The sequence below is a fragment of the Sediminibacillus sp. JSM 1682029 genome (assembly GCF_041366435.1).
Lineage (GTDB): Bacteria > Bacillota > Bacilli > Bacillales > Amphibacillaceae > Sediminibacillus > Sediminibacillus terrae.
In genome coordinates this window covers 16,655-40,023 of record NZ_JBEWYY010000019.1, presented here as the reverse complement: position 1 = coordinate 40,023, position 23,369 = coordinate 16,655, and the positions used below count along the sequence as shown (strand labels likewise).

23 protein-coding genes are annotated in these 23,369 nt (G+C 45.6%); 16 read left to right on the top strand and 7 right to left on the bottom strand.

Features of this window, described 5'->3' with window-relative positions; all coding sequences use genetic code 11:
* Nucleotides 1-187: 187 nt before the first annotated feature.
* Nucleotides 188-1,165 carry an AAA family ATPase gene (locus ABVF09_RS19705; protein WP_371069881.1) on the bottom strand — a complete coding sequence of 326 codons (978 nt, stop codon included), beginning with the start codon at nt 1,163-1,165 and terminating at the stop codon, nt 188-190.
* Nucleotides 1,166-1,339: 174 nt separating this feature from the next.
* Here ABVF09_RS19705 and ABVF09_RS19700 point away from each other — a divergent pair, with 174 nt between their 5' ends.
* The 3 genes from ABVF09_RS19700 (at nt 1,340) to ABVF09_RS19690 (ending at nt 3,200) form a co-directional block, all read left to right on the top strand.
* Nucleotides 1,340-2,152 (top strand): DUF368 domain-containing protein, encoded by an 813-nt coding sequence (locus ABVF09_RS19700; RefSeq protein WP_026571381.1) that lies wholly within the window; start codon nt 1,340-1,342, stop codon nt 2,150-2,152.
* Between the two features lie 110 nt (nt 2,153-2,262).
* Nucleotides 2,263-2,583, top strand: a complete 321-nt coding sequence (locus ABVF09_RS19695) for a thioredoxin family protein (RefSeq protein WP_026571380.1) — start codon at nt 2,263-2,265, stop codon at nt 2,581-2,583.
* Between the two features lie 122 nt (nt 2,584-2,705).
* Complete coding sequence (locus tag ABVF09_RS19690) at nt 2,706-3,200, top strand: GNAT family N-acetyltransferase (RefSeq protein ID WP_371069880.1); 495 nt, start codon at nt 2,706-2,708, stop codon at nt 3,198-3,200.
* A 17-nt stretch (nt 3,201-3,217) separates the two neighbouring features.
* Here the strand turns inward: ABVF09_RS19690 and ABVF09_RS19685 are convergent, their stop codons facing one another.
* Genes ABVF09_RS19685 through ABVF09_RS19675 form a run of 3 tightly spaced genes read right to left on the bottom strand, consistent with a single transcriptional unit; the run spans nt 3,218 to nt 5,957 of the window.
* On the bottom strand, nt 3,218-3,859 hold the full coding sequence (locus ABVF09_RS19685; RefSeq protein WP_371069879.1) for a VOC family protein: 642 nt from the start codon (nt 3,857-3,859) through the stop codon (nt 3,218-3,220).
* 15 nt (nt 3,860-3,874) lie between these two features.
* Nucleotides 3,875-5,272, bottom strand: coding sequence for an efflux RND transporter periplasmic adaptor subunit (locus ABVF09_RS19680; RefSeq protein ID WP_371069878.1), 1,398 nt, complete (start codon nt 5,270-5,272; stop codon nt 3,875-3,877).
* A gap of 1 nt (nt 5,273) precedes the next feature.
* The gene (locus ABVF09_RS19675) at nt 5,274-5,957 is read right to left on the bottom strand and encodes a hypothetical protein (protein WP_026571377.1); all 684 of its coding nucleotides are present in this window, start codon (nt 5,955-5,957) and stop codon (nt 5,274-5,276) included.
* Between the two features lie 369 nt (nt 5,958-6,326).
* Between ABVF09_RS19675 and ABVF09_RS19670 the strand changes: the two genes are divergently transcribed.
* The 3 genes from ABVF09_RS19670 to ABVF09_RS19660 all read left to right on the top strand — a co-directional run bounded on the left by ABVF09_RS19670 (nt 6,327) and on the right by ABVF09_RS19660 (nt 8,723).
* On the top strand, nt 6,327-7,232 hold the full coding sequence (locus ABVF09_RS19670) for a YegS/Rv2252/BmrU family lipid kinase (RefSeq protein ID WP_371069877.1): 906 nt from the start codon (nt 6,327-6,329) through the stop codon (nt 7,230-7,232).
* 69 nt (nt 7,233-7,301) lie between these two features.
* Nucleotides 7,302-7,733 carry a cupredoxin domain-containing protein gene (locus tag ABVF09_RS19665; protein WP_026571375.1) on the top strand — a complete coding sequence of 144 codons (432 nt, stop codon included), beginning with the start codon at nt 7,302-7,304 and terminating at the stop codon, nt 7,731-7,733.
* 513 nt (nt 7,734-8,246) lie between these two features.
* Nucleotides 8,247-8,723 carry an SRPBCC domain-containing protein gene (locus ABVF09_RS19660; protein ID WP_371069876.1) on the top strand — a complete coding sequence of 159 codons (477 nt, stop codon included), beginning with the start codon at nt 8,247-8,249 and terminating at the stop codon, nt 8,721-8,723.
* Nucleotides 8,724-8,808: 85 nt separating this feature from the next.
* On the opposite strand, the gene ABVF09_RS19655 is transcribed toward ABVF09_RS19660, so the two are convergent.
* Nucleotides 8,809-9,426, bottom strand: coding sequence for a class I SAM-dependent methyltransferase (locus ABVF09_RS19655; RefSeq protein ID WP_026571373.1), 618 nt, complete (start codon nt 9,424-9,426; stop codon nt 8,809-8,811).
* Between the two features lie 137 nt (nt 9,427-9,563).
* Between ABVF09_RS19655 and ABVF09_RS19650 the strand changes: the two genes are divergently transcribed.
* From ABVF09_RS19650 to ABVF09_RS19620, 7 genes are all read left to right on the top strand, one after another.
* The gene (locus tag ABVF09_RS19650; RefSeq protein ID WP_026571372.1) at nt 9,564-10,037 is read left to right on the top strand and encodes a MarR family winged helix-turn-helix transcriptional regulator; all 474 of its coding nucleotides are present in this window, start codon (nt 9,564-9,566) and stop codon (nt 10,035-10,037) included.
* Nucleotides 10,038-10,092: 55 nt separating this feature from the next.
* Complete coding sequence (locus ABVF09_RS19645) at nt 10,093-10,203, top strand: RAxF-45 family protein (RefSeq protein ID WP_281242228.1); 111 nt, start codon at nt 10,093-10,095, stop codon at nt 10,201-10,203.
* Nucleotides 10,204-10,576: 373 nt separating this feature from the next.
* Complete coding sequence (gene abc-f, locus ABVF09_RS19640; RefSeq protein ID WP_371069875.1) at nt 10,577-12,400, top strand: ribosomal protection-like ABC-F family protein; 1,824 nt, start codon at nt 10,577-10,579, stop codon at nt 12,398-12,400.
* Nucleotides 12,401-12,718: 318 nt separating this feature from the next.
* Nucleotides 12,719-13,003: a glutaredoxin family protein gene (locus tag ABVF09_RS19635; protein ID WP_026571370.1), complete on the top strand. Its 285-nt coding sequence runs from the start codon at nt 12,719-12,721 to the stop codon at nt 13,001-13,003.
* Nucleotides 13,004-13,161: 158 nt separating this feature from the next.
* Nucleotides 13,162-13,539, top strand: a complete 378-nt coding sequence (locus tag ABVF09_RS19630; RefSeq protein WP_026571369.1) for a YppG family protein — start codon at nt 13,162-13,164, stop codon at nt 13,537-13,539.
* A 232-nt stretch (nt 13,540-13,771) separates the two neighbouring features.
* The gene (locus ABVF09_RS19625; RefSeq protein ID WP_371069874.1) at nt 13,772-14,494 is read left to right on the top strand and encodes an alpha/beta hydrolase; all 723 of its coding nucleotides are present in this window, start codon (nt 13,772-13,774) and stop codon (nt 14,492-14,494) included.
* Nucleotides 14,469-15,953, top strand: a complete 1,485-nt coding sequence (locus ABVF09_RS19620; protein WP_026571367.1) for an MFS transporter — start codon at nt 14,469-14,471, stop codon at nt 15,951-15,953. Before ABVF09_RS19625 ends, ABVF09_RS19620 begins: the two co-directional genes overlap by 26 nt.
* 355 nt (nt 15,954-16,308) lie before the next feature.
* Here the strand turns inward: ABVF09_RS19620 and ABVF09_RS19615 are convergent, their stop codons facing one another.
* Together ABVF09_RS19615 and ABVF09_RS19610 are read right to left on the bottom strand one after the other, a co-directional pair.
* Entirely contained in the window at nt 16,309-17,166 is an 858-nt protein-coding gene (locus ABVF09_RS19615; protein WP_026571366.1) for a DegV family protein, read from the bottom strand.
* A gap of 415 nt (nt 17,167-17,581) precedes the next feature.
* Nucleotides 17,582-18,499 (bottom strand): DMT family transporter, encoded by a 918-nt coding sequence (locus tag ABVF09_RS19610; RefSeq protein WP_026770891.1) that lies wholly within the window; start codon nt 18,497-18,499, stop codon nt 17,582-17,584.
* 421 nt (nt 18,500-18,920) lie between these two features.
* Between ABVF09_RS19610 and cshA the strand changes: the two genes are divergently transcribed.
* The 3 genes from cshA to ABVF09_RS19595 all read left to right on the top strand — a co-directional run bounded on the left by cshA (nt 18,921) and on the right by ABVF09_RS19595 (nt 23,203).
* Nucleotides 18,921-20,402, top strand: a complete 1,482-nt coding sequence (cshA, locus tag ABVF09_RS19605; RefSeq protein WP_026571364.1) for a degradosome RNA helicase CshA — start codon at nt 18,921-18,923, stop codon at nt 20,400-20,402.
* Nucleotides 20,403-21,285: 883 nt separating this feature from the next.
* Entirely contained in the window at nt 21,286-21,765 is a 480-nt protein-coding gene (locus ABVF09_RS19600) for a PH domain-containing protein (protein WP_026571363.1), read from the top strand.
* Nucleotides 21,755-23,203 (top strand): PH domain-containing protein, encoded by a 1,449-nt coding sequence (locus ABVF09_RS19595; protein ID WP_371069873.1) that lies wholly within the window; start codon nt 21,755-21,757, stop codon nt 23,201-23,203. Before ABVF09_RS19600 ends, ABVF09_RS19595 begins: the two co-directional genes overlap by 11 nt.
* Nucleotides 23,204-23,369: the final 166 nt, after the last annotated feature.

The window sequence follows — 23,369 nt, the reverse complement described above, 5'->3', positions numbered from 1 at the left end:
CATGTAAAATAATGGGAACTAGGTCTACTTTAAGACCGGATTCTCTTTTTTTATCTTACATCAAGACCACAATGTAAAATTTTAACTAATAAGGGAGGGTGACCCATTGATGCAATGCCAATGGGACAGTCCCCCAACGATGTAACACTGCGTCGCGCTAATACGGTGGGGGACTGTCCCTCGATTATTATCGCCACTGATGGTTCAGGATGGTAAATTGGTCCAGGAGTTGTTTTTCTTCTGGTTGCAAAATTCTAAGAGCAGTTTTGCGTCTTTTTTTCGAGGTTTCTGTTTCCAGCATGTGCAAGCTGATAAGCTTAGCCGTGGAGTGAACAAAAGCATGAGAATACCCCAGGCTTTGCAATAGTTGAATGGCCAGAAAGGCACTGATGTTTTCATGGCCATCAAAGTGGGCATACATCCGTTTTTCTCCTCTGAAATTGAAGAACGATTTGCAGAACCCTTTTCCAAGGTCATGCAACATACTGAGCCAGAGCAATTTTTCCTTGGCCGGGCCATGATATTGGTTCACCACTTCTTGATGCATGTAGTAACTATGCCTGCTTACCGATAAATGATGCACCTTGGAATCGTGAGGGAGCTCGTAAATCTCCGGGAATCCAGGGAGGTGATATAGAATCCGGAACAAATCCTGATAGGGAGCGCTTTTCCCTATGATACATTTGATGTCTTGTTTTAAGACGGGTTCAAGCGATAAATCGGGAGCATAGTATGCCACCTGGCAGAATCCTTCTTCGGAAAAAGGCAACTCGAATTGTTTATACATCCGTTGCAAAACCTTTTCATCGACCTTGCGTTCCCGCTGCTGATTTCTAAGCAGACAAGTATGATAAGGAGTGCAAAGGACATGGGCGATCACCGGGAAGCCGCGCACGTCGTTACGGGTGAAATGAATCCGTTTCCTTCTGGATAGATTGGTGGCATCGAAAACGATATCGCTGCCCTCTGCCAGATGGGTGTGGATCATCCTTCGTACGGCATCAAAAATCCTGCTGTTGTCTCCCTGGATACCGGCATTTCCGTACCACTGTTCACGTATATCATCACTGGATATGTAAACCGCCTGTTTCGCTGCTGCCAGTTTTTTTGCAAAAAAACTTTTGCCGCTGGCGGGAATGCCTGCCATCAAATGAACAGTCGGCATTGCAAATCCACCTCCTGTTTTTCTTTCTGTTTCCCGCGAATGGAGCATTATATTCCCTTGGCCTGAATGATAAGTATTACCGGTGGGCAGGGGGAGAAAACCATATAAATGTGGACACATTTTTGGTATGATATTTTCTGTAACAAGTCGTTTATTAAAGGAGACCATTAACGTATGGAATGGAAAAATATTTATCGAGGTTTGCTGATGGGGGCGAGTGATGTGGTTCCGGGCGTAAGCGGCGGAACGATAGCAGTAATACTGGGAATATATGATCGGCTGATTGCTTCGGTGAACGGTTTCTTCAGCAAGGAATGGAAACAACATCTCGGCTTCCTGGTCCCTCTGGGAATTGGGATCGTGGGAGCAATCTTTGCTCTAGCCAACCTGATTGAATGGCTGTTCGAGCATTATCCGGGCCCGACCCAGTTTTTCTTTCTCGGGTTGATTATCGGCGTCCTGCCGTTCCTGTTTCATAAAGCGGATGCGAAGAAAAATTTTAAGGTGAAGCATGTCATCCTGTTGTTGCTGGGTGTCATTCTGGTAGCGTCCATTGCCTTTTTCCCGGCCGAAGAACCGGATCAAATAGCCAATCTTGACTTCGGTACATACGTGTACTTGTTTTTTGCAGGTTTTATTGCAAGCAGTGCAATGATCCTGCCTGGTATCAGCGGGTCTTTGATTTTGCTGATAATCGGAGCCTATACGACCATCACTTCTGCTATTTCCAATTTTAAGCTGGACATTATTTTTGTGGTAGGTGCTGGAATCCTTATCGGAATCGTGGTAATGAGTAAAATCATTCATTACTTTATGGCGAGGTATCCATCAGCTACCTATGCACTGGTGATCGGGCTTGTCATCGGTTCTGTGGCGGTGGTTTTTCCCGGATGGCCGCAGGAGGTGCCCATGGTGGTCGTCAGTATCGTCACTTTTGCGGCCGGTCTGGCTGCAGCTGTATTGCTTGGCAGGGTGGAGTATGAGTGATCAAGGCATTTGGGATTCCTTTTCCTTGTCGATCGATCCCTTTCAGGCGTAAAACTTGAATATGTTTGGGACCGGTGGTAGTTTTATTGCAAAGAAAGGGGTGTAGAACAATGGAAGAAATCAAAACGCACGAACAGTTCAATGAGGTAATCAATTCTGCGGAACCTGTCATCGTAAAGTTTTATGCAGATTGGTGCCCGGACTGCAAGCGGATGGATATGTTTATTGGCGATATTCTTGATGAGTATAATCAATATAAATGGTATCAAGTCAATAGTGATGAAGTGCAGGGGTTGGCAGAAGAGCATGAAGTGATGGGGATTCCAAGCCTGTTGATATTTCAAAATGGCGAAAAGCTTGCCCATCAACACAGCGCCTACACAAAAACACCTGAAGAAGTACAAGAGTTTCTCGGTCAGCAACTGGGTTAATCCAAGGCGAAACCTTACCGTCTACCGGTAGGGTTTTTTTACTGTTAAGAAAATTATACTTTTAATTGTCTGTGGATATTTATTGGCTGAAACAGCCACGTCCAGCGGCGGGAGGGTAATGAATGATCAGAAAAGCGATGAAGCAGGATTTAGAACGGATTATGGAAATCGTCCACGCTTCTGTTGAGGTGATGAATCAGCAGGGGAATTATCAATGGGATGACACCTATCCTTTAGCAAGCCATTATCAGGGTGATATAGAAGCTGGTGAGTTGTATGTGGTCGAACAGGACGGCAAGCTTGTCGGGACGGCTTGTCTCAGTGAAAAGGAGCATGATGAATACCCGTCCATCGACTGGCGAAGTCCGGCGAAGGCAATAACCGTGAAACGGGTGGCAGTTGATCCCCTCTGCCGCGGGCTGGGGATTGCCACTAGGTTATACCAGCATGCCGAAAAGGTCGCTGTTCAAAGGGGCCTTGATTACATAAAGACCGATACGTTTTCTAAAAATGCTTCTGCCCGGCATCTGTTTGAAGTGAACGGGTATCACTTTCTCCAAGAGAAGTATGTGGAAGAGAAAGACGATTCCTTGCGTTATTATGATAAACTGCTGTGAAAAAGGGGAAATGGAACTCATCCCATCGAGAAGGAGAGTCCATTTCCCGTTAACAACTCCAATTTGGCGTTAGCCAGTCCCCAAGACCCGCCACCGGTTTCTTCCAAACCGTAAATCCATTCCATTTTCTTTCTGGCATGCTCCACGTCCTCGACACCGAATTGGACGGTCTGAATGGACAGCGGATTGACAGCTTCTGCATTTGGGGCTGTATTGCCTGGTCCGACCCATTCAATCAAAAATGGAAGCTTTAGACCCGGTTCTCCTAACGGGAACAGCATCCGCCATTCCAGTTTTGCGCCATCCTTCCTGACCCTGCTGCCTGGATAAGGACCACTGAAAGGGATGGCTTGCCGGCGAAAGTGTTCAAGAAAGGAATCCATGTTTTCTGTCCGCAAAGCAAACTGGATTGCGTCACTTGCAGACGGGTCTGTTAAATGGTCAAGCAAATCATGAATCAGCGGATTATCTGCTTCTTCGGCTTTGGTATGATCATAAGGGGAGAGCCACTCGATATAGCAGGCATTGTACAGGTAGCCAAGATAATTGTAGGTTCCCCATTGTTCATGTACCCCACCTTCCACGGCAACCAGTGAAGACTCCCCGCTCTTTTCTTTCGCATTGGCGCAACCGACAACAAGATGGTCCAGTGCCAGCAAATCGAATTACCTCCTTTAGTGTGAAACAATTCCTGTCAAAAAAGATACTGGCTTGAAGGTGCCTTCGTTCCTATAGAATATTTGCCGCCAAGGAACGAGATTTTCTTTAATCGGTGTCACAAATCGTGTTCCGGCCTGTTGGTGTCCTATTTCGCTATCCACGATCCATTCCCCAGCCGAAGCCCCTGAGGCTATACCCTGGTAAACATCCATGTTGAGACCTAACTCAATCGGCCGCAATTCCAGCCTTCCGGTTTCATTCAACACCCACAGGGAAGGAATTAACCTGTCCTTCGCCAGCTGGCGCGTGAACACAGCCGCCGAGTCGAGTTCTTGTTCGGTTATAATTTCCAAATCTGCATGAAAGCCCGCCAACAAGGTTTCTTCCGGCTCGGCAACGTCATCTGCTTCCTCGGATACTTGTTCATTTGTTTCATCCGTTAATCCATCTGTCAAGCGGTCCTCCTGGTTTTGGTCGGGTTCTTCGTTAATTTGGACGTGAAATCGATAGTCGCTTTGCTTCTTTTCGTCAGTTTGTTCGGGAACATCAGCCAGGGATTGGATGGTTCCATTCAGTTGGATTGCGGCATCCGGAACAGAAATCCTTACTTCCATCCCTTGTTCAATCATTTTCCGCTTTCCTTCCGACAGCGTCCCTTCAATTATCAATTCTTCACTCGAAACGACAGTCAGGGGATTCGCCAGAGACTGGTTTAACTCCGTCACGATTCCGTCCACAGGACTCTCGATTGTCACAGTATCGCCTCCGGCAGACAATTCTGCGAGCTGTGATTGAGCATTGTTCAATGCCGCTTGTTTTTCAGCCAGCTCGATTTCCTTTTCTGCTATGTACTGTTCTTTTAGAAACTTGGCTTCCTCAGTAGAAGAGGGGGCGGTTTCTGTGTCTGTCCCAGGTTCGGTTTCCGGATCCGTGTTGTTGGGGGCATCAGATCCATAGGGTGGAAGGAAACTCGGTAAAGAAGATGGCATGGTTTCTGATTCGGAAAATTGATAGGCGCTGATTTGTGCAATCGCATTTTCGATTGCAGTGATTTCTTCTTCAAGTTGTTTGGTTTGCTGCTGTAATGTTGCTTCTGTCTCTTGATAGTCTCTAACCTGATACTCGAATAAACCGTCTCCTGATTGTACACGTTCCCCTTTTTCGACGAGAAATTGAAGGAATCGTCCTTGATCATCATCGAAGTAAACAGGGGTTTCCTCCGCAGCTGTCAACACCCCTCCCGTTGAGGACGTTTTATACAAATCGTGCGTGAAAACCTGTGCACGCTGTTTTACAAAGGATTTTCTTTCAACTGTGTGATCGGCATCAAAAGTGATCAGCAGGGTATTGAGGACGATGAGTAAAAGAACGGCTGGAACCGCGATTCTTTTTTTGGCATTTTTCCCCCGCATCCTAGTTCCCCCTTTCTGTAATCAAATCGACCAAGTACATGCCATCCATGGCAAATATCGCTGTGCAAATCCAATAACCTAAATGAAGAAGCAGTACACCTGTCCACACCCATCGCATACGTACAGATACAAGACTGGCTATGCAACGTACTTGAAAAAAAATGATCCAAAGCTGAAAAAGGGAGACAGCACCGAAAAAATAGATAAAAAACGGCGCGTCAGTTAAGTAGGAAGCAAGAATTCCTAGTGAAAACGGTGATACTTGCCACTCCAATCCAACATAAACAAATAACGGAATCCAAATCACTCTTTCGACAAGCAGGGCCAGCAAAACGACAAGCTGGACGATCAGCAATTTGCTGTAGCTGATTTGATATGCAGCATGGAAAACCAGCGATGGGACGAACAAAATAAAGAGAGCGAACAACAATCCGTACAACAGCCGGCCGGCGAAGAACCACACCTTTTGTAGTTCGTATTCTTCCGGCGGACTATTCAGCGCTTGGGAGGACAGTGGGTCGGAACCGATTCCAAGCCACGCGCTCCAACCAAAAACGATGATGGACAATCCGGTCATCAAGAAAATCAATTTTATCACGTTGGTTATTTTTTCTGCTTCTCTTATGCGAAAGAGATGGTCCTCGGTATGTAAAAGCAGCCTGATCAAATTGCCACGGTAAATCATGAAGTCATCCCCTATTTCTCTATTGTTTCGTCTAGTATTCTTTTATTTTATCTTAACTTTCCAAAAAATTCTAACAGAATCACAAAATACGTCGAAAGTCCTGTTAAACAGTCGATGGTCGCATACGGTTGTTTTGAATTACGAATAATAAGGAATCTATTATTATATGAAAAGCCTGCATTAGAGAAAGCCGACAACTCTCGGCATTTAAAGAAGGCGGCACTTTGGAAAATACCTAAGCCGTTTATTTTATGTTATCAACTGTAAGAATGAAAAAGTAACCATCAATGAAGTAATATACATTTTTAAGGGTTTACCCTGTCGATAACAATTAAATTGCTTCTGGATAGAGCAAAGGAAAGAAAGTGAGTGTCAAACGTGAGCCATTTTGAATCAGGATTGTTTCTATACAACGGAAATAAAAAGGAAGAGGCCGGCCAGGACTTGCAGCAGGCATTGCCGGTTCTGGCAAAAGCAATCAGCAATCTTCATGTCATTCAAACAACAAGCCTGGAAGAGCTTCAGGAAACGTGTAAAGGGTATGCCTCTGAAGTGGATGTCATCATTATTTTAGGAGGGGACGGGACGGTCCATGAGTGTATCAATGCCATCGCCGGTTTGGAAAAACGGCCTGCAGTAGCCATTCTACCCGGCGGTACATGCAATGATTTCAGCAGAATGCTAGGGATGCCGCAAAACGTGCGGCAAGCTGCGGAGGCAATTGTGAATGGACAAATCAGAGCTGTCGATATCGGGCAATCTGATTCCCGCTATTTTCTCAATTTTTGGGGAATCGGGCTTGTAACCGAAACCTCGATCAACATCGACAAGGAACAAAAACGTCGTTTAGGTGTACTGAGTTATTTTTTAAGCACGTTGCGGACCATCAATCAGGCGGAACCTTTTGGGTATCGGATCAAAGCGGATGGAGAGGAGATAGAAGGGGAGGCAGTATTGATTGTCGTTTTAAACGGAAAGTATATCGGAACCCGGGAAATTCCAGTGTCGGCAATAACTCCACAAGACGGTAAGCTCGATGTCCTTATTGTCAAAAACTCGAGTCTTGCCATGTTTCGGGAGCTGATGATGATGAATCAAGAGGATGCGAATACAGAAGCGTTGACAGAGCTTTCCCATGTGCAAGTCAATCAGGCGGAAATCGAAGTAAAAGGACAGGAAGAACGACAAATCGATATGGACGGCGAAATTGTCGACACCGTCCCGGCATCTATTCGAATCTTGCCCTCGCATGTGAATATGATTTTCAATCAATGACGGATCATGTTTAACATCTTCCTTTATGAGAAATAGACCATTAGAACATACATTGAAGGAGGATACATCATGAGAAAAAAATTATTATTAGTTGCAGTTTTGGGCATGCTTGTCCTCTTGCTGGCCGCTTGCGGAAGCAGCAGTGACGATGACTCCGGTGAAACAAAGCAGGAGAGCGAGGAAAATACGACGGAAGAAACGACTACAGGCGATGGAGGAATGGCGGAAGAAGGCTCCTCCGATAATACGCTTAATGTCTCTGCAACAAACTTTAAGTTCGACCAAGAAGAATACACCGTGCAAAGTGGCGAGGAAGTAACCATCAACCTGACCAGTGAGGAAGGAACACATGGACTTGCTATCGATGAATTCGATGTGAATATTGAAGGGGATGGAACAGCCACCTTCACTCCAGAAGAACCAGGAGAGTATGAAATTTATTGCAGTGTCCCATGTGGTGAAGGACATTCCAGCATGAAGTCTACCTTGGTGGTTCAATAATAAATCGAAATGGCCGGGACAAAAGTTCTTGGCCGAGGCAGAAACCGTACGAAGATTCGAATTGTTACACAATCGAACTTGTACGGTTTTTCTTTTTAAGATTCTGATGTAAAGTTGTTGTCCAGCTTCAGCGCCTACCCCCTCGAGGTCTTAAGTCAATCCTCCGCGTGGCAACACCGCCACTGCGAGGATGGCTTAAGCTTGTAGGGGGTGATTCATTTTCCGTGGGCACGGCTAATGGGAGTGCCGTCTTTTCTGCGGAAATCAAAAACATCAAAAATCGGGAATCCCCTCCCTTTTCATATTGTGGTAGTATAAACATGAAATGGAAGGAAACAGGGAAAGCCTGGACAAGTACCTGGAAGGATACATGAGAAGAAAACGGGATGGAAAAGCAGAATCCTTTGGCGTCTCTTCTTCATGTCAGGCTCCTTTTTCTTTATAGCTTTCACTTCGGGTTGGTTTCTGAAGGAGGAAAGTCTTTAAAATGTCCTGATAAAAGGAGGATGAAATATGGATGGATACGGAAGGATGGATAAAGTGGAGGGGGGATATGCATTGACATTTAAACGCCATTTTCCTTGCAAGCCGGAAAAGGTATTCGATGCCGTGACAAATCCCGATATCTTCGTTCAATGGTATCCTTTTACAACTGGGAGGATGGATCTTCACTTGGGCGGGAAAATGTATTTTGACGATGGAGAAGGTTCGGAATATGAAGCGGTAATAACAGAACTGGATTACCCGCGATCCTTTGCATTTCGTGAAGTGGAAGATCTGATCGAGCTGTCATTCCATGAAGAGAAAGCAGGCGCCGGGAGTGAGATGGTTTTCGTCCATACTTTTGACGATAAGGAAATGGCGATGTATATCGCCGCCGGATGGCATCGGTGTTTAGATGTATTAAGTCAGTTAGTCCGGGGGGAAACAGTAGAATGGAAAGATAATGCGGAGGAGCTAAGAGAAATCTATAAAGAAAAATTCAGATGACATATTGCAAAGGTTGATGGAAGGACAAGCGGATGCTTATCCATCTCCACTCTTTATCATCCCTTGCAATTTCAGCTTTGCGCGATCAGGCCGCTTTTTTACAGACGGCAATCCCCAGCGGATAGTCCTGCGTGTCCAAAGCTGGAACAATCAGTACGCCCTTTTGATAAAAAAAGGTCGTTTCCTGATATTGGTTGAACAATGCCTGAAATTCCTCCGGTTTCAGCTGGTGAACGTGAAAGGGAGATCCGCATGGTACACCGCGTCCTTTCCCGAAGGGGGTGGAGACCAACAGTGTGCCGCCCGGTTTCAATAACTGATAATAGTTGTTCAGCAGCTTTTCTTCCTCTGCAATGTGTTCCAAAGTTTCGAAGCTGACAATGGTATCGAATTGGCCGAGTTGATTGACAAGTGTTTCATCTGTGGCATCTGCCCTTTCAAAGGAAGACTGCGGGTGATAGTAGGCGCCTCTGGCATATTCGATAATTTCCTGATCGAGATCGATGCCGACCACTTCTTCAATCTGACTTTTCTTTTCTTTGGCAATCATGTGGGTTCCATATCCGGAACCGCAGGAAAGATCCAGCACTCTTCCGCTTACATAAGGCAGAGCAAATTGATACCTTGCGATGTGCTCGAGCAACAGTTTGTTTGTAGGTTTCATATATTCAGGGATGACCCGTTCTCCTGTATCTAAGACCAATGTGTCCACCGCTTTCTTTTCATTCTACTTATATTATGACATAAATGAATGGCCATGTTTAATGCGGAGGACCAAGTTGACACGAAATTCGGGCTTCTACTATACTATTTTTAATTTGAGATTAAAGGATGAGCGGAATGGATGTAAATCAATCATATACAGAAAAAAAGCAAGACCCGTCTTTAAAACTATTCGTTGTACTTTCGAAAGCATACCGTTCCATTGCCGACCAGGTCGAGGTAGATATACGAAAGAAAGGATTGAATCCGACAGAGTTTGGTGTATTGGAGCTTCTCTACCATCAAGGGGATCATACCCTGCAAAAAATCGGAGATAAAATTTTGCTGGCCAGCGGCAGCATTACCTATGTTGTCGACAAGCTGGAAAAGAAGGGTTACCTGGAAAGGAAGCCGTCCATAGAAGACCGGCGGATAACTTATGCTGCCATCACGGCCAGCGGGAGAGACCTTTTGCACCACATCTTTCCTGATCACTGGGCGCAAATCGAAAAGATTACCGGCGGTTTGTCCCGGCAGGAAAAGCAGGAAGCCATTGAGCTTTTGAAAAAATTGGGACTGTATGCTGAACAATTAAAGCTGGATAAGAGTTAGAAAATTTAGTACAATAGAAATGTAACGTAATTTTGCCGGAAAAGGAGGGGAAAAGATGCCATACACAGAAACGCACGCGTCCTATAAAAGCAACCTGTATATGTACCGTGCGATTATTCATGATTTAGCTGCTAACGGGATACGTATGTCCTTTTTTAGCAACTGAATAATGATTCTGTGTAGGATCTTACACCCAACTAAACAAGCTTGCCGCAAGCAGATCCACACATTATGTGTGGATTTTTTTATCCTGTAAAAATGTACCGTTTAGGAATTTCGCAACTCTGCAAAAAATTTAGAGGATAGAATTAGGGAAAACAGCGCTTTGCTTTTCATCCGGAAGCCCGCCTTCGTAATATTCTTGATCGACGGCGGTTCCTCAGGATAAAAGATTTGACTCATGGCAGTTACCAGCTGTGACAGACTGTTTTCAATAAGAAGCGGCGCAGGATATGTGATGTGTCCGGAAGTATTGGCCGGGGGTGAAGACACCCCCGGCTTTTTTTATCATCATTGAATACAGAAAAGGAGCATGGATAATGTTGATCACTTTAAAGGATATAAAGAAAATAATAGGAGGCACCATCCTTTTTGAAAAATTGAACCTGGAAATCAAACCGGGAGAGAAAATAGGGTTGGTGGGAAGGAACGGCTCTGGTAAAACGACTATATTCAAAATGATTGTCAGACAGGAACTGTTTGACAAGGGGGATTTGTTCATCAGAAAAGGAACGAAAATCGGATATCTTAAGCAAGTGCCGCAGTATGCATCTGGTACGGTGAAAAGCTTTCTCTTGTCTGGGATGGAGGAGCTTCTTGCAATCAAGCAAAAGATGGAGAAACTGGAGGAAGAAATGCGGGAGGGCGTGAATCTTGAACAGACATTGACGGAATACGGAAAAGTCCAGGAAGCGTTTACCGCAGCTGGTGGATATGAGATGGATGCCCGACTGGAAAAGGTCGCCAATGGTTTGGGTATCAGCCATTTGATTAACCTTTCCTTTTCTTCGCTCAGTGGCGGAGAAAAGACCAAGGCAGGGTTGGCCAAATTGCTGTTGCAAAATCCTGACTTGCTTTTGCTGGATGAACCGACCAATCATCTGGATTTGGCGGCAATCGAGTGGCTGGAGCAGTACATTGCCAACTATCAGGGAGCCGTATGTGTGGTTTCGCATGATCGTAATTTTTTAGATCATAGTATAGAGAAAATCATCGATTTGGAGAATGGAGAAGCCCACTATTATAAAGGAAATTACTCACAATTTGTCCGGCAGAAGGAGGCGAAACTGCTTAGCGAGTTTGCTGCCTTCCAGGAACAACAGCGAAAAATCAAAAAGATGAAGGAAACAATCAAACGACTGAAACAGTGGGCCAACCAGGCAAACCCGCCTAATGAAGGATTGCATAAACGGGCGAGGAACATGGAAAGAGCTTTGGAGCGAATGGAAAAAATCGAGCGGCCTGAAATCGACCCGGATAAAATGAAACTGGCATTACAAGCCGACCATCGCTCCGGCAAAGATGTCTTCAAGGCGGAAGCGATATCCAAACAGTTTGCCGGAAGAGCTATTCTGAAGGACCTGGATTTGCATCTGCGGTACCAGGATCGTTTGGCGATCGTCGGCGACAATGGAAGCGGAAAGTCTACCTTGATGAAAATACTTCTTGGGGAACTCACTCCTGACAGCGGCAGGATTGCAACTGGCACGCACCTGGAAATCGGCTATCTTTCCCAACAGCCGAGCGACACAGAAGAGGATAAACGCTTGATTGACAAGTTCAGGGAAGAAGTTTCGGTTTCCGAGGGTCAGGCCCGTGGCTTGTTGGCCAACTTCATGTTTTATGGTTTTTCCGTTTTCAAGAAGATGGGACAGCTGAGCGGTGGGGAAAGAATGCGGCTGAAGCTGGCTGTTTTTATGCACAGGGGGGTCAATGTTTTATTTTTAGACGAACCAACCAATCATTTGGACATGGATTCGCAGGAAGTGCTGGAGGAAGCTTTGGCTAAATTTAAAGGAACAGTTCTCTGTATATCGCATGACCGGTACTTTTTGAATAATTGTTTTCCGGAAACCGCTTATTTATTCGAAGGCAAATTACATCGGATGCCCGGGACCTACCAAGAAACAAACCATAAGTGGAAACGTTGGAAAGAATCGAAAGCCGGGAAACAGACAACACCGTCTAAGCAGAATCCGTCGATAGGCAAAGACAAGCTGGAGTATGAAGAAGTGATCCTGGGGCTGGAGGAACAGCTAGAGGCCCTTACCAGACGCACGGATCTCTCGGTTGGACAGAGAAAGAAGGAGAAACAACGAATCGAAGAAAAAATCGAGTCCTGCTATGAAGCATGGTTGGAGTAACTTAACATTTTTATAAGAGAGGTGTTCCTTGGAATATGTTTGACCGCTTTTTACCTGGGGAAGATACTGGCAGCATTCATTCTGAGTGACTGAAGCATTGCAATCATTCGTGACAGGATGAATGGAACGCACAGCATGATGAGCATGTGGCTTGAATGGAATATGGGGCAGTGACATGTCATTAAATCGTAATATTTGTCACGAAAATTAAATATTCAGGTTTGAGCACAGAAACGGCGGGTATATGGATAGAGATAAGTTTAGTAGGTAACGGTAATAGGCCAAGTGACTAGAAATAATAGCCCAGGAGGTACATCCATGACAAAGCAGAATGTCGTCGTTTATGTCAGTGACAATTGTACGCAATGTCAGGAGCTGACAGCACAGCTTGACCGCTGGGAAATCGAATATACAGAGAAAAACATTTCCAGGCACAAAGCTTATATCCAGGAGATGCAGAGTCATGACATTTATGGAACACCGGCCGTATTTATAGATGACTATAAAATTTTGGGATTTCAGAAGCAAAAACTGCGGAATGCTTTGATGGTGAAGTCCGGCCGCAGCATATCCCGGGAAAAATATCTTTTTAAAAAACAGTAGGAACAACATGTGCCTGCTGTTTTTTTTTAGCGGATTCTCACCAACTTGGGGGACTGGGGAAAAACCATTTTAAAACGGCATGAATGGCTTGCTTCATTGCTTAACCTTTTTCATCATCGACGCATAGGGTATTGTAAAAGGCAAGAAGGGGTGTTTATATGAATCAGTGGAGAGCGCCATATCCAGGCTATGGTTACCAGCAGCCAATTGAAAGCTATCAGCAGCCTGGTCAACCAAACCAACCGCCCCCGTTTATGGGCCAAACCCAACATGCCGTGATTCCACCATCCGGTCCGCCTTACAATCAATTTATGAAACCGCCCCATCCTTCCCCTTGGCCGCAGCAGAACACTTCTGCATCCGGAGGGCCGTACGGTCAGGTGCCAGGAGGCGGGTTCATTCATTATTTTCAAGACAAAAACGGGCAGATGGACCTCGACAAAATGTTGAATACGGTTGGACAGATGGCAACCACGTTCCAACAGGTGGCGCCGCTGTTCAAGGGGTTCGGTTCTTTCATAAAAGGAATAAAGTGAAACCCTTTGCCATCGTTCCGGCAAGGGTTTTTTAATCCTGGACGCAAAGAGATGGATCCGAAGCAGGAAGACGTCCCGCAGCGAAAGAGGGTGCTGCCCATCCTTGGCCGTGTCTTGGTTTCTTGCTGGATTAGCAGACAGGAAGACGGGTATAAATAAGTAGTCCCTGATGAAATATTTTGATTTACAGGCGGCAGTTCGCATAAAATTGATATAGCAAAGGAGATTCAACATGATCGGCTGTTTATGTATCCATGGATATACAGGCGGTCCCTATGAAGTGGAACCATTGGCGGAGCGGTTGAAGGAAAAGACCGACTGGCAGGTGGTAGTGCCCTGTCTTCCAGGCCATGGAAATACGCTGGCATTGAAAGGTGTTCCTTTCGAGCAATGGGTATCGGCTGCAGAGGATGAAATGAAAAAATTAGTCAATAAATGTGACAGTGTCTATGTCATCGGATTTTCAATGGGCGGGATGATCGCAAGTTATTTGGCAGCCAAATACAAGGTGAACAAATTGGCATTGCTGTCACCAGCAGGAAAATACTTAAATTTCAAACAAATGGGCATCGAAATCGGCCGGTTCATGGTGAAAGGGGTCAAGGGACAGCTTAAGCAGGATCCGTTATACAGTAACTACAAAGAGAAATTCGGTTCCGTTCCCTTTACCTCCATTCGGGAATTTCAAAAATGCGTCCGGTTCACACGGCCGTATCTTCGGAAGATCGAATGCCCCGTGCTGATTGCTCAAGGCCGTCAGGACAGCATGGTTCCGTATAAGACCTTACATTATCTGGACAAGGAGATAACAGCGGAAACAGATCTCATCCTGTATGATCAATCGAAACATCACATATGTCTGGGAGAGGAAAAAGAAGAATTGATCCAAAACGTGTACTCGTTTTTAACTAGCGAAAAAGGGGTTTTAGATGAAGGTGAAGTCGTTCTCCAATAACAAAGCAGCAATTCATCCACCCTTCTTTTATGGGTGGATCATTGTGTTTATCGCCGGGCTGAGTGTATTTTTTTCCGGACCCGGTCAAACGTATTCCATTTCGATTTTCATTGATTACTATATTGCAGATTTCGATTATTCACGTTCTTTCGTATCGGGAATTTATTCGTCTGCCACATTGGCTGCCGGGTTTTCGTTGTTCCTGATCGGGAGATTGGTCGACCGTTTCGGGCAGCGGATCATGATGGCAATAGTGGCGAGTATGCTGGCAATTGCCTGTTTTTGGAACGCTCTATTGACAGGGGCAGTTATGATGTTTCTCGGTATTTTCATGCTCCGCTTATTTGGACAAGGTTCGATGACTCTTCTCCCCAATACCCTTGTTCCACAATGGTTCCGTGCGAAAAGGGGAAGGGCGCTGAGCCTGATGACCATCGGCGGTTTTGCAGGCCCGGCACTGTTTCCTCCAATCAATACCTGGCTGGTCGACGAGGTCGGCTGGAGATGGACATGGACGTTTTGGGGTATCATGCTACTAATTGTTTTTGTTCCATTAGCGATATTTTTCGTGCGAAACCAGCCGAAGGACATTGGCGAACAGCCAGATGGGCAGGTGAAACAAGGAACAGCGGGAAACAGATGGAACCTGAAAGATGCCGCCAGGACGAAGTTGTTCTGGGTCATCCTTGCAGCCCTTGCTCTGGTTGTGAGCATTTGGATCGGCAGCAGCTATAACTGGCTTACAGCATTGATTTTCTGGATTGTTCTTTTAATCGTGGCTGGTCCTTCTGCCTATCTGTTCAAACGGTTTCGAGCGAAACAAGGAATGAATCAAACACAACCGGTCAATCCGAATGTTGATGAAAACGAAGTCAGCTGGACATTAAAGGAAGCGATGAGAACAAGGGCTTTCTGGTTCATCTTGTTTGCCGTCAGTGTACCTGCGTTGGTGAATACCGGCATAACCTTTCATATTGTTTCTATTGCTGACGGAAAAGGACTTTCGCCAGAAACAGCCGCGCTGGTGCTATCATTGATGGCAATATTCGGATTTCCGGTCAGCTTTGTCGTCGGGTACCTGGTCGATCGTATTTCCGTCCACTATATTCTGGCGGTTACGTTTCTTGGCCATATCATTTCCTTGCTTGTATTGTTGTTTACCGATTCTGCCGCCATGGCGATAGCCTTTGGAGTAATATGGGGAGTGGTCAACGGGTTTGAACGGATTACGCTCAACATTGTCTGGCCGAATTACTTCGGTCGTGATCATCTGGGCAGTATAAAAGGACTTGCCCAAACCTGCATGGTTATTTCGTCTGCATTCGGGCCGTTGCCGTTTGGCTTGTTTTATGACCTGTTTGGCGGTTATCAGGAAATCCTGCTGGTCATGCTGCTGCTCCCGATCGCTGCAGGAACTTTGAGTCTGTTTGCTCCGCAGCCGGCTTATAAAAATAACTGACAAAGTTGGCAGCCATTTGGATTTATACATTAGAGGCTGGGACCCAACCAAAAACGGATGAGAGCGATACGTATGACAAGAGAAGGCTGGCATCTATCCCACCCGGCATGGGAAATGCTTTTTGTGGAGATATAATCCGTTTCCGTGGGACGCACAGTAATATAGACGGTCAACCAATAGCATAAAGGGAAGTACATCAAAACAGCTTGCCCTTAAATGAAAAAGCAAAAAACCGAACGAATTCGAATGCTTCTTGGCATGTCGAAATAACGTTCGGTTTTTGCTTTGGCCGCCATTTTATCAGACGGGATGTCAGAGGAAAGCCAGTTAGTTGATCAAACGTTTGATCAAAGTGTCAATCTTTGAAAAAGGCGATGACCAGGCCGCCTTCTCCGGCATAAGTTGAGATGAGCGGTCCCATTTCGGTTAAAATGGTATCTTTGAATGGATACTTTTGCTTAATATCCTCCAATACTTTCTTCGCCCGTTCTTCTGCATTGCAATGGGTCATGGCAATCAGTTTGTCTTCGAAGTTGCGGGTGTACTCTCCGATTTGTTCAATAAACCGGCGGACCGATTTTTTATCACCGCGGACTTTTTCACTTACTTCGATGACGCCTTCTTCCTCGCTTGCCTTCATCAACAATTTAATGTTGAGGGTTTTGGCGATCGTTCCTTTCACTCGATCCAATCTTCCTCCTTTGATGAGGTTTTCGATTGTTTTCAGAACGAACAGGGTAGTAGTCTGTTCCACTTTGATATGCAAGTGTTGCACGAGCTGTTCGTAGGAATAACCTTCATCCATCTTCTTGGCTGCTTCATGCAGCAACAAAATAAGGCCGGACGATGCAGTTTTTGTATTGATTACTTCAATTTTTCTTTCAGGCTCTTCTTGAAGAAGCATTTCTTTCCCCGCTTCGGCATTCTCGTACGTGCTACTTACGCCTTTCGTCAAAGAAAGCATAACAATCGGTGTTTCTGGATCGACTTCTTTGTAAGCATGGTAAAAATCATTTGGGTTCGGTGCAGCAGAACGCGGAAGCTCCTCTGCTGTCCTCATCATTTGATTGAAGGCAGGTATGTCGAGGTCAACTCCAGTCCGATACTGCTTTTCTCCAAAATTCAGGTAAAGCGGAACCACCTTCACTTGCAATTCCTCTTCCATTTGCTTAGATAGGTCTGCACTTCCGTCTGTCATTAATTGAATTCTCATGGCATCTCCTTTAAATACGTTAGTCAGATTTAGTTGTTTTTATTATAGCATGCGATATAGGTCGTATAATACCTATTACGTTAGCCACATTTCCATATCAGGAAATTGGTATTATCCCTATCGAATCACTGCTATATCTCCGTTGTAGAAATACAATGTGCTTTTCACGGATGGCTTATTAAGCCGTATGAGTGGTAATCATTGGAGGTTTTTTGCGTGGCCATCACTCCCCGCTGCACAGATGTTTTCGGTTGGACAGGTAACTGCAGCCCCAAGGAATGTTTTCGGCAGCATCTCATCCTATAAGGGTATCAACTGTATTTTCAAAGTGTCTTCGCGTATCTCTAACGCTAAATGTGTGCATTCTGTATAGATATGCCTAATGTTCAATGGGCTCGGGCCATAAGGACGATGTTTATCCCCGTTTACTCGTTCGGGACAACGTAAGTCTGGATTTCCTGCCGGAGGTACTGACGATAAACAGAAACAAACCGAAGAGGATAATCGTTCCTCCGAGCCACTGCGACCAGGTAATTTGCTCGTCCAGGATGAGGTAGGCTAACACCGAAGCACCGACGGGTTCGAAAATAATGCTCATCGAAATCACTGCTGTACTTACCCATTTGATAGCCCAATTAAACAGGGTATGGCCAAAAAAAGTCGGGATGATGGCCAAGGCTATAAAGACAAGCCAATCGTTGGCGGGGTATCCAGTAAATGGGTGTTGTAAAATCAAATTATAGATGATCAAGGTGATGGCGCTTATTCCGTACACGACAAAGGTGTAAGGCATCAAGGCAAGCCTTTTGCGGGTATGCTGTCCCACCAGTAAGTATCCAGTCACCATGACGGCACCAACCAAGGCGAGCAAATCGCCGAACAAAGCCATCCCGCTTATTTGAAAATCTCCCCAGCTGATGATGATGCTGCCTGTCACGGCGATGGCCATACTTATCAGTGCTCCTGGTGAAAAACGTTCCTGGAAAAACAGGAAAGTACCGAGAAATGCAAAAATAGGCTGTAACGTTACCAAAACGACAGAGCTGGCGACGGATGTATAATTTAACGACTCGAACCAAAAAATAAAGTGAAAGGCGAGGAATACCCCGGCAAGTGCTGCCAGCAGCCAATCTTTTCTGGAAATGGCCGCCAAGTCACTGCGATGCTTGATGAGTACATAAGGAGACATGATTAAGACAGCCAGCAGCAGCCGGTAATTTGCAATGATGGAAGCGGGGGCTGTTTCAGCGAGTTTGACAAGCACGGCTGCCGTCGAAACAGCGATGACCCCGATACTGATCGCAATCGATGGATGTACCGATGGTTTGTTCATGGAGTTTCTCCTTATCATCAATGTTTTTTTCATTCTAACACTCATTTATTTGAAAATCATTTTTAATACAGGTAGAATTAGGGCATAGAGTGTGATAAGATTTATTAATCCATTGAATGCTTGCCAAAGAAGCCTCTTTCGAGAAGGTGAAGGAAGGCTTTTTCATTTGCAGCAGAGCGTATTTTCAAGAAAGAACAAAAAACTGGACGCAACAGGGATGAATCGCCTGGTTTTTTCATCACACGGCAGGAATGTGGAACTTGAAAACAGAAGTCGATTCGACACAAACGAATTGTTTAAATAGATGTAATTGTTTCTAAGAACGGTTTAGAAGCCAAGAGGATCGGCTTGAAGGACAAGTTCTCAAATCGTGCTGAATACGTGCATATGAGAATTTTGTTAAAAGGAGTAGAAAAAAATAGTGACAACTTTTAAATCATTAGACATATCCAACCCAATTATGAAGGCCTTGGAAAAGATGGGGTTTGAAGAGGCAACCCCGATTCAGGCAGAGACCATTCCGCTGGCCAAGCAAGGGAACGACGTCATTGGGCAGGCTCAGACAGGTACTGGGAAAACAGCTGCTTTCGGAATCCCGATGATTGAGAAAATCGACCAAGACCTGAAGCGGATTCAGGGACTTGTCGTAGCACCGACGAGGGAGCTTGCCATCCAAGTCGGCGAAGAAATCAACAGGCTGGGACGCTTCAAAGGAGTAAGGACATTGCCTGTCTATGGTGGACAGCATATGGAACGTCAAATCCGAGCGTTGAAGGATGGCCCTCATATTGTGGTGGCAACACCAGGACGTCTGCTGGATCATATCCGAAGAAAGACCATCAATATCAGCAACGTGCATACGGCCGTATTGGACGAAGCCGATGAAATGCTGAACATGGGCTTTATCGATGATATCCGCGATATTTTGAAGGCAATTCCGGAACAGCGCCAGACCTTGCTGTTTTCGGCTACGATGCCAAAAGAAATCCGGGATATCGCCACAACCCTGATGAAAAAGCCGGAAGAAGTCCGGGTGAAGGCAAAAGAAATGACGGTCGAGAATATCGATCAGTTCTTTGTGGAAGTCCATGAAAAACAGAAGTTTGATACATTGACCAATCTGTTGGACATCCATGTTCCGGACCTGGCCATCATTTTTGGCAGAACGAAAAAACGTGTCGATGAAGTGACAGAAGGCTTGCAGGCACGTGGTTTCCGAGCAGAAGGCATCCATGGTGACCTGACCCAGGGCAAACGGATGTCCGTCCTCAACAAATTCAAAAACGGACGCATTGAAATTCTTGTGGCCACAGACGTAGCGGCAAGAGGATTGGATATTTCGGGTGTCACCCATGTGTACAACTTCGACGTACCACAGGACCCGGAAAGCTACGTGCACCGGATCGGACGTACCGGGAGAGCTGGTAAAGGCGGTGAAGCAGTTTCTTTCATCACACCTAGAGAGATGCCGCATTTGCATTTGATCGAAAAAGTAACCAAGGGTAAAATCAAACGGCTACAAGCTCCATCCACGGACGAAGCGCTGCGCGGCCAGCAGCAAGTGACGGTCGACAAGATGCAGACAACGATTGAAAAACAGGACTTGCAGTCTTACCGGGAAACAGCCAATGAATTGTTGAGTCAGTATGATTCCGTGACAATCGTGTCGGCTGCCTTGAAACTGTTGACCAAAGAACGTCGCAATGCGCCGGTCAAACTGACTTCGATTGCGCCTGTCAGCGTAAAGCAGGCTCATAAAGATAAAAACAAGAAAAAGTATCGTGGTAACGATAAACGGAACTATTCGCGCAAAGGCAAGCCATCCGGCAAGCCTTCCCGCAACCGCAAGTTCCAAAATAAGCGTAATTCAAACAACAATCGCGGCCAGAACAACTATAAATAAAATAGAAATGGCTGGGACAAAAGCATAGTGACCAAAGCAAAAACCGAACGAAGATTCGAAGCCCTAAGCATTCGAATCCGTTCGGTTTTTCTATTTATTTAAGATAAGGTAAACATACCCGGTTGATTATTTCTTTCATTCTGTTGTTTGATGTGTGCATCCCCTACGCTACGGCAAGATACTACGCTTTCCACGGGCACGGCTTCAACTTCCTCAGTAAGCAAAAGACGCTTACTTGCGGGATTTTCAGCTCGTGCTGTTCCCGTAGGAGTCTCCGTATCTTGCCTTCGCTATGATAGAGTGTTCTGTTCAAAAGGATTGTGCAATTTTATTAGATGAATAGTGGTAACTAAACATCTTTTACAAAATGGAAAGACTCTCTTGGAAAGACTCTCTGTGTATAAAATAGAAAAGTCAGTTAAAAGCAAAGGATATTACCATGTATTGACATAAAGCTTCGAAGCGCACTTGTTCAACGGAGGCAAGGTACATAGACTCCAGCGGGACAGCACGAGCTGAAGATCCACTTGGTAAAGTGTTGTTCTTTACCAAGTTAGCTGAAGCCGTGCCCGCGGAAAGCGAAGTACCTTGCCGGAGTGGGTACCTGTACCATTCTTAAAGAAAGTGTCTGAAGTATTTTTATCTCGGAATGGACCGCATGTAAAGCTCCTTAAGCAAGCAGAAAATAACTGTCCTTTCATCGGATTATTAGCTTAAATAAGGCATGTTGAATACTTTCTCCATGCACAGGGATAACTGTGAAAATGAAACCCAAACTCTCTTTGTACCGTATTTACTAGAAGGCATTGTATGGTACGATGCTAATAGAAAGCAAATACGGCTCCCTTGGCGAGTTGGGGCCGGGAAGGCTGGTGAAAAAACAGTGCGACAACCACCTGAGAATTTTATTGCGAAAGAAGCAGTGAAGGTTTGGAGAATCACGGCTCTTATCCCTACTGTCATTTTATGGATCGTTTTAATCGTGCTTACTTTTTTTGCGGGGAAGTTTTCTATTCCGATTTGGGTAGTCCTCGTCGCTTGGGCAGTAATGGCTGTCGATACATATATTACAGTGTATCTGATACCTGCCATAAAATGGCGCAGATGGAGGTATCAAGTATTTGAGCAGGAAATCGATATCCAGCATGGGATTTTGATCATAAAACGGACACTTGTCCCGATGATCCGGGTCCAGCATGTCGATACCAAACAAGGGCCGCTGCTGAAGCGGTTCAAATTGGCGACTGTGACCATATCGACCGCAGCCACTACCCATGAAATTCCCGCGCTGCTCGAAGAAGAGGCCTCTGCTTTAAGGGATAAAATCTCCCGGCTGGCAAGGGTGGATGAAGATGATGTCTGAAGCAAAACGGATGCACCCTGCTGCCACGATATTTAACTTCATCGCCATGATCAAAGATGTTCTTGTCCCGGCCGTGATTGGTTCGTTTGCCCTGATCCGCAACATCGATGCAGCACCCTGGGTCTGGGTACTGGTCATTTTGGGGCTGCTGCTCATAATGGTTGCTGCCAGCTTCCTATCCTGGTACCGATTCACTTATCGAATCGAAGGAGACGAGCTCCGGATCGAATCCGGCATTTTTATCCGGAAAAAGCGGTACATCTCCAAAAACCGGATCCAGTCGATCGATCTCACGGCTGGTGTCATCCACCGTCTCTTCGGGCTCGTAAAAGTGGAAGTACAAACGGCGGGAAGCGATAATTCAGCGGAAGCTGGATTGAAAGCAGTATCCAGGAGACAAGGAGAACTGTTGAGGGAAGCGTTGAAAGGGGAAAAAGCAGAGCCGGCTGGCAAAGTCGAGGATCCGACAGAGCCTGTGAAACCAAAGGCGGTTACACAACGGACAATCGGATGGAAGCGTCTGCTGCTTGCGGCCACTACATCCGGAGGGATAGGTGTTTTCTTATCTTTATTTGCTGTATTCGGTTCACAAGTGAACCAAATCATCCCGGATGGATTTTTCACGAATGTCTATAACTGGGCTGTTCACTTAAGCATTGTAATCCTTCTCGTTTTAGTTTTGCTCGTTTGTGTGGGGATATGGTTGATGGCGATAGCTGGCACGTTACTGCGCTACAGCTATTTCACTATCCGCAAGTATGAAAATGAATTGTTCATCACGCGTGGTTTGCTGGAGAAAAAGCAGGTGACCGTTCCACTGAATCGAATTCAAGGGATTCGCATCCAAGAAAATATTTTCCGGCAGCCGCTCGGTTATGCGGCGGTTTATGCAGAGGTCGCCGGAGGTGCACTGGATAAAAACGACGATTTTTCGATTGCACTGTTCCCGTTATTAAAAAGAACAGAGATACAGTCATTTGTCCAGGAGTATCTGCCGGGATTCCAGATTGAAGAGGAATGGGAGCAGCTTCCGGTACGTTCAGCCCGCAGATTTATTCTGCGCAGTACGCTTCCGGTTGTGGCAATTGCAGCTCCCTTATTGTACTTTTTTCCGCTTTATAGCTGGATGGCTCTGATAATTATAGCCGCAGCTGCCGTATTGGGCTACTTGCGATTCAAAGATGCCGGTTTTACCATCAACGAAAAGCAGCTGTCATTCCGCTCGCGGATGTTGAGCAGGGAAATAATCGTGGTGGACAGGAAACGGATACAGTCCCTGTCCACCTCCAATCACTGGTTTCAAAGGAGAAAATCATTGCAGACGGTTTATTTTTCGATTGCCTCACACAGTGGTGTAGGGAAGAGCTTCCTCGTAAAGGATATGGAAAATGGGGATGCAGAAGCCATTCGGGATTGGTATTCCTTTCATTCCGACTAGGGAGTAGAAAAGAAATAACAGATGGAATCATTCTACTTCGGCAAGGTACTCCGCTACCAGTGGGCATGGTTCAGCGTAAGGCTCAGTATATTACCGGAGCACTGAGAGAAACCTCACACTACGGCATAAAAAGAAGTCGCGGTTATGAAAAATCAAAAAACCGAAC

Excerpts from the sequence above, each read along its gene's own strand:
- ABVF09_RS19705 (WP_371069881.1), bottom strand. The coding sequence starts at position 1,165 with ATGCCGACTGTTCATTTGATGGCAGGCATTCCCGCCAGCGGCAAAAGT.
- ABVF09_RS19700 (WP_026571381.1), top strand. The coding sequence starts at position 1,340 with ATGGAATGGAAAAATATTTATCGAGGTTTGCTGATGGGGGCGAGTGAT.
- ABVF09_RS19695 (WP_026571380.1), top strand. The coding sequence starts at position 2,263 with ATGGAAGAAATCAAAACGCACGAACAGTTCAATGAGGTAATCAATTCT.
- ABVF09_RS19690 (WP_371069880.1), top strand. The coding sequence starts at position 2,706 with ATGATCAGAAAAGCGATGAAGCAGGATTTAGAACGGATTATGGAAATC.
- ABVF09_RS19680 (WP_371069878.1), bottom strand. The coding sequence starts at position 5,272 with ATGCGGGGGAAAAATGCCAAAAAAAGAATCGCGGTTCCAGCCGTTCTT.
- ABVF09_RS19675 (WP_026571377.1), bottom strand. The coding sequence starts at position 5,957 with ATGATTTACCGTGGCAATTTGATCAGGCTGCTTTTACATACCGAGGAC.
- ABVF09_RS19665 (WP_026571375.1), top strand. The coding sequence starts at position 7,302 with ATGAGAAAAAAATTATTATTAGTTGCAGTTTTGGGCATGCTTGTCCTC.
- ABVF09_RS19660 (WP_371069876.1), top strand. The coding sequence starts at position 8,247 with ATGGATGGATACGGAAGGATGGATAAAGTGGAGGGGGGATATGCATTG.
- ABVF09_RS19650 (WP_026571372.1), top strand. The coding sequence starts at position 9,564 with ATGGATGTAAATCAATCATATACAGAAAAAAAGCAAGACCCGTCTTTA.
- ABVF09_RS19645 (WP_281242228.1), top strand. The coding sequence starts at position 10,093 with ATGCCATACACAGAAACGCACGCGTCCTATAAAAGCAACCTGTATATG.
- abc-f (WP_371069875.1), top strand. The coding sequence starts at position 10,577 with ATGTTGATCACTTTAAAGGATATAAAGAAAATAATAGGAGGCACCATC.
- ABVF09_RS19635 (WP_026571370.1), top strand. The coding sequence starts at position 12,719 with ATGACAAAGCAGAATGTCGTCGTTTATGTCAGTGACAATTGTACGCAA.
- ABVF09_RS19630 (WP_026571369.1), top strand. The coding sequence starts at position 13,162 with ATGAATCAGTGGAGAGCGCCATATCCAGGCTATGGTTACCAGCAGCCA.
- ABVF09_RS19625 (WP_371069874.1), top strand. The coding sequence starts at position 13,772 with ATGATCGGCTGTTTATGTATCCATGGATATACAGGCGGTCCCTATGAA.
- ABVF09_RS19620 (WP_026571367.1), top strand. The coding sequence starts at position 14,469 with ATGAAGGTGAAGTCGTTCTCCAATAACAAAGCAGCAATTCATCCACCC.
- ABVF09_RS19615 (WP_026571366.1), bottom strand. The coding sequence starts at position 17,166 with ATGAGAATTCAATTAATGACAGACGGAAGTGCAGACCTATCTAAGCAA.
- ABVF09_RS19610 (WP_026770891.1), bottom strand. The coding sequence starts at position 18,499 with ATGAACAAACCATCGGTACATCCATCGATTGCGATCAGTATCGGGGTC.
- ABVF09_RS19595 (WP_371069873.1), top strand. The coding sequence starts at position 21,755 with ATGATGTCTGAAGCAAAACGGATGCACCCTGCTGCCACGATATTTAAC.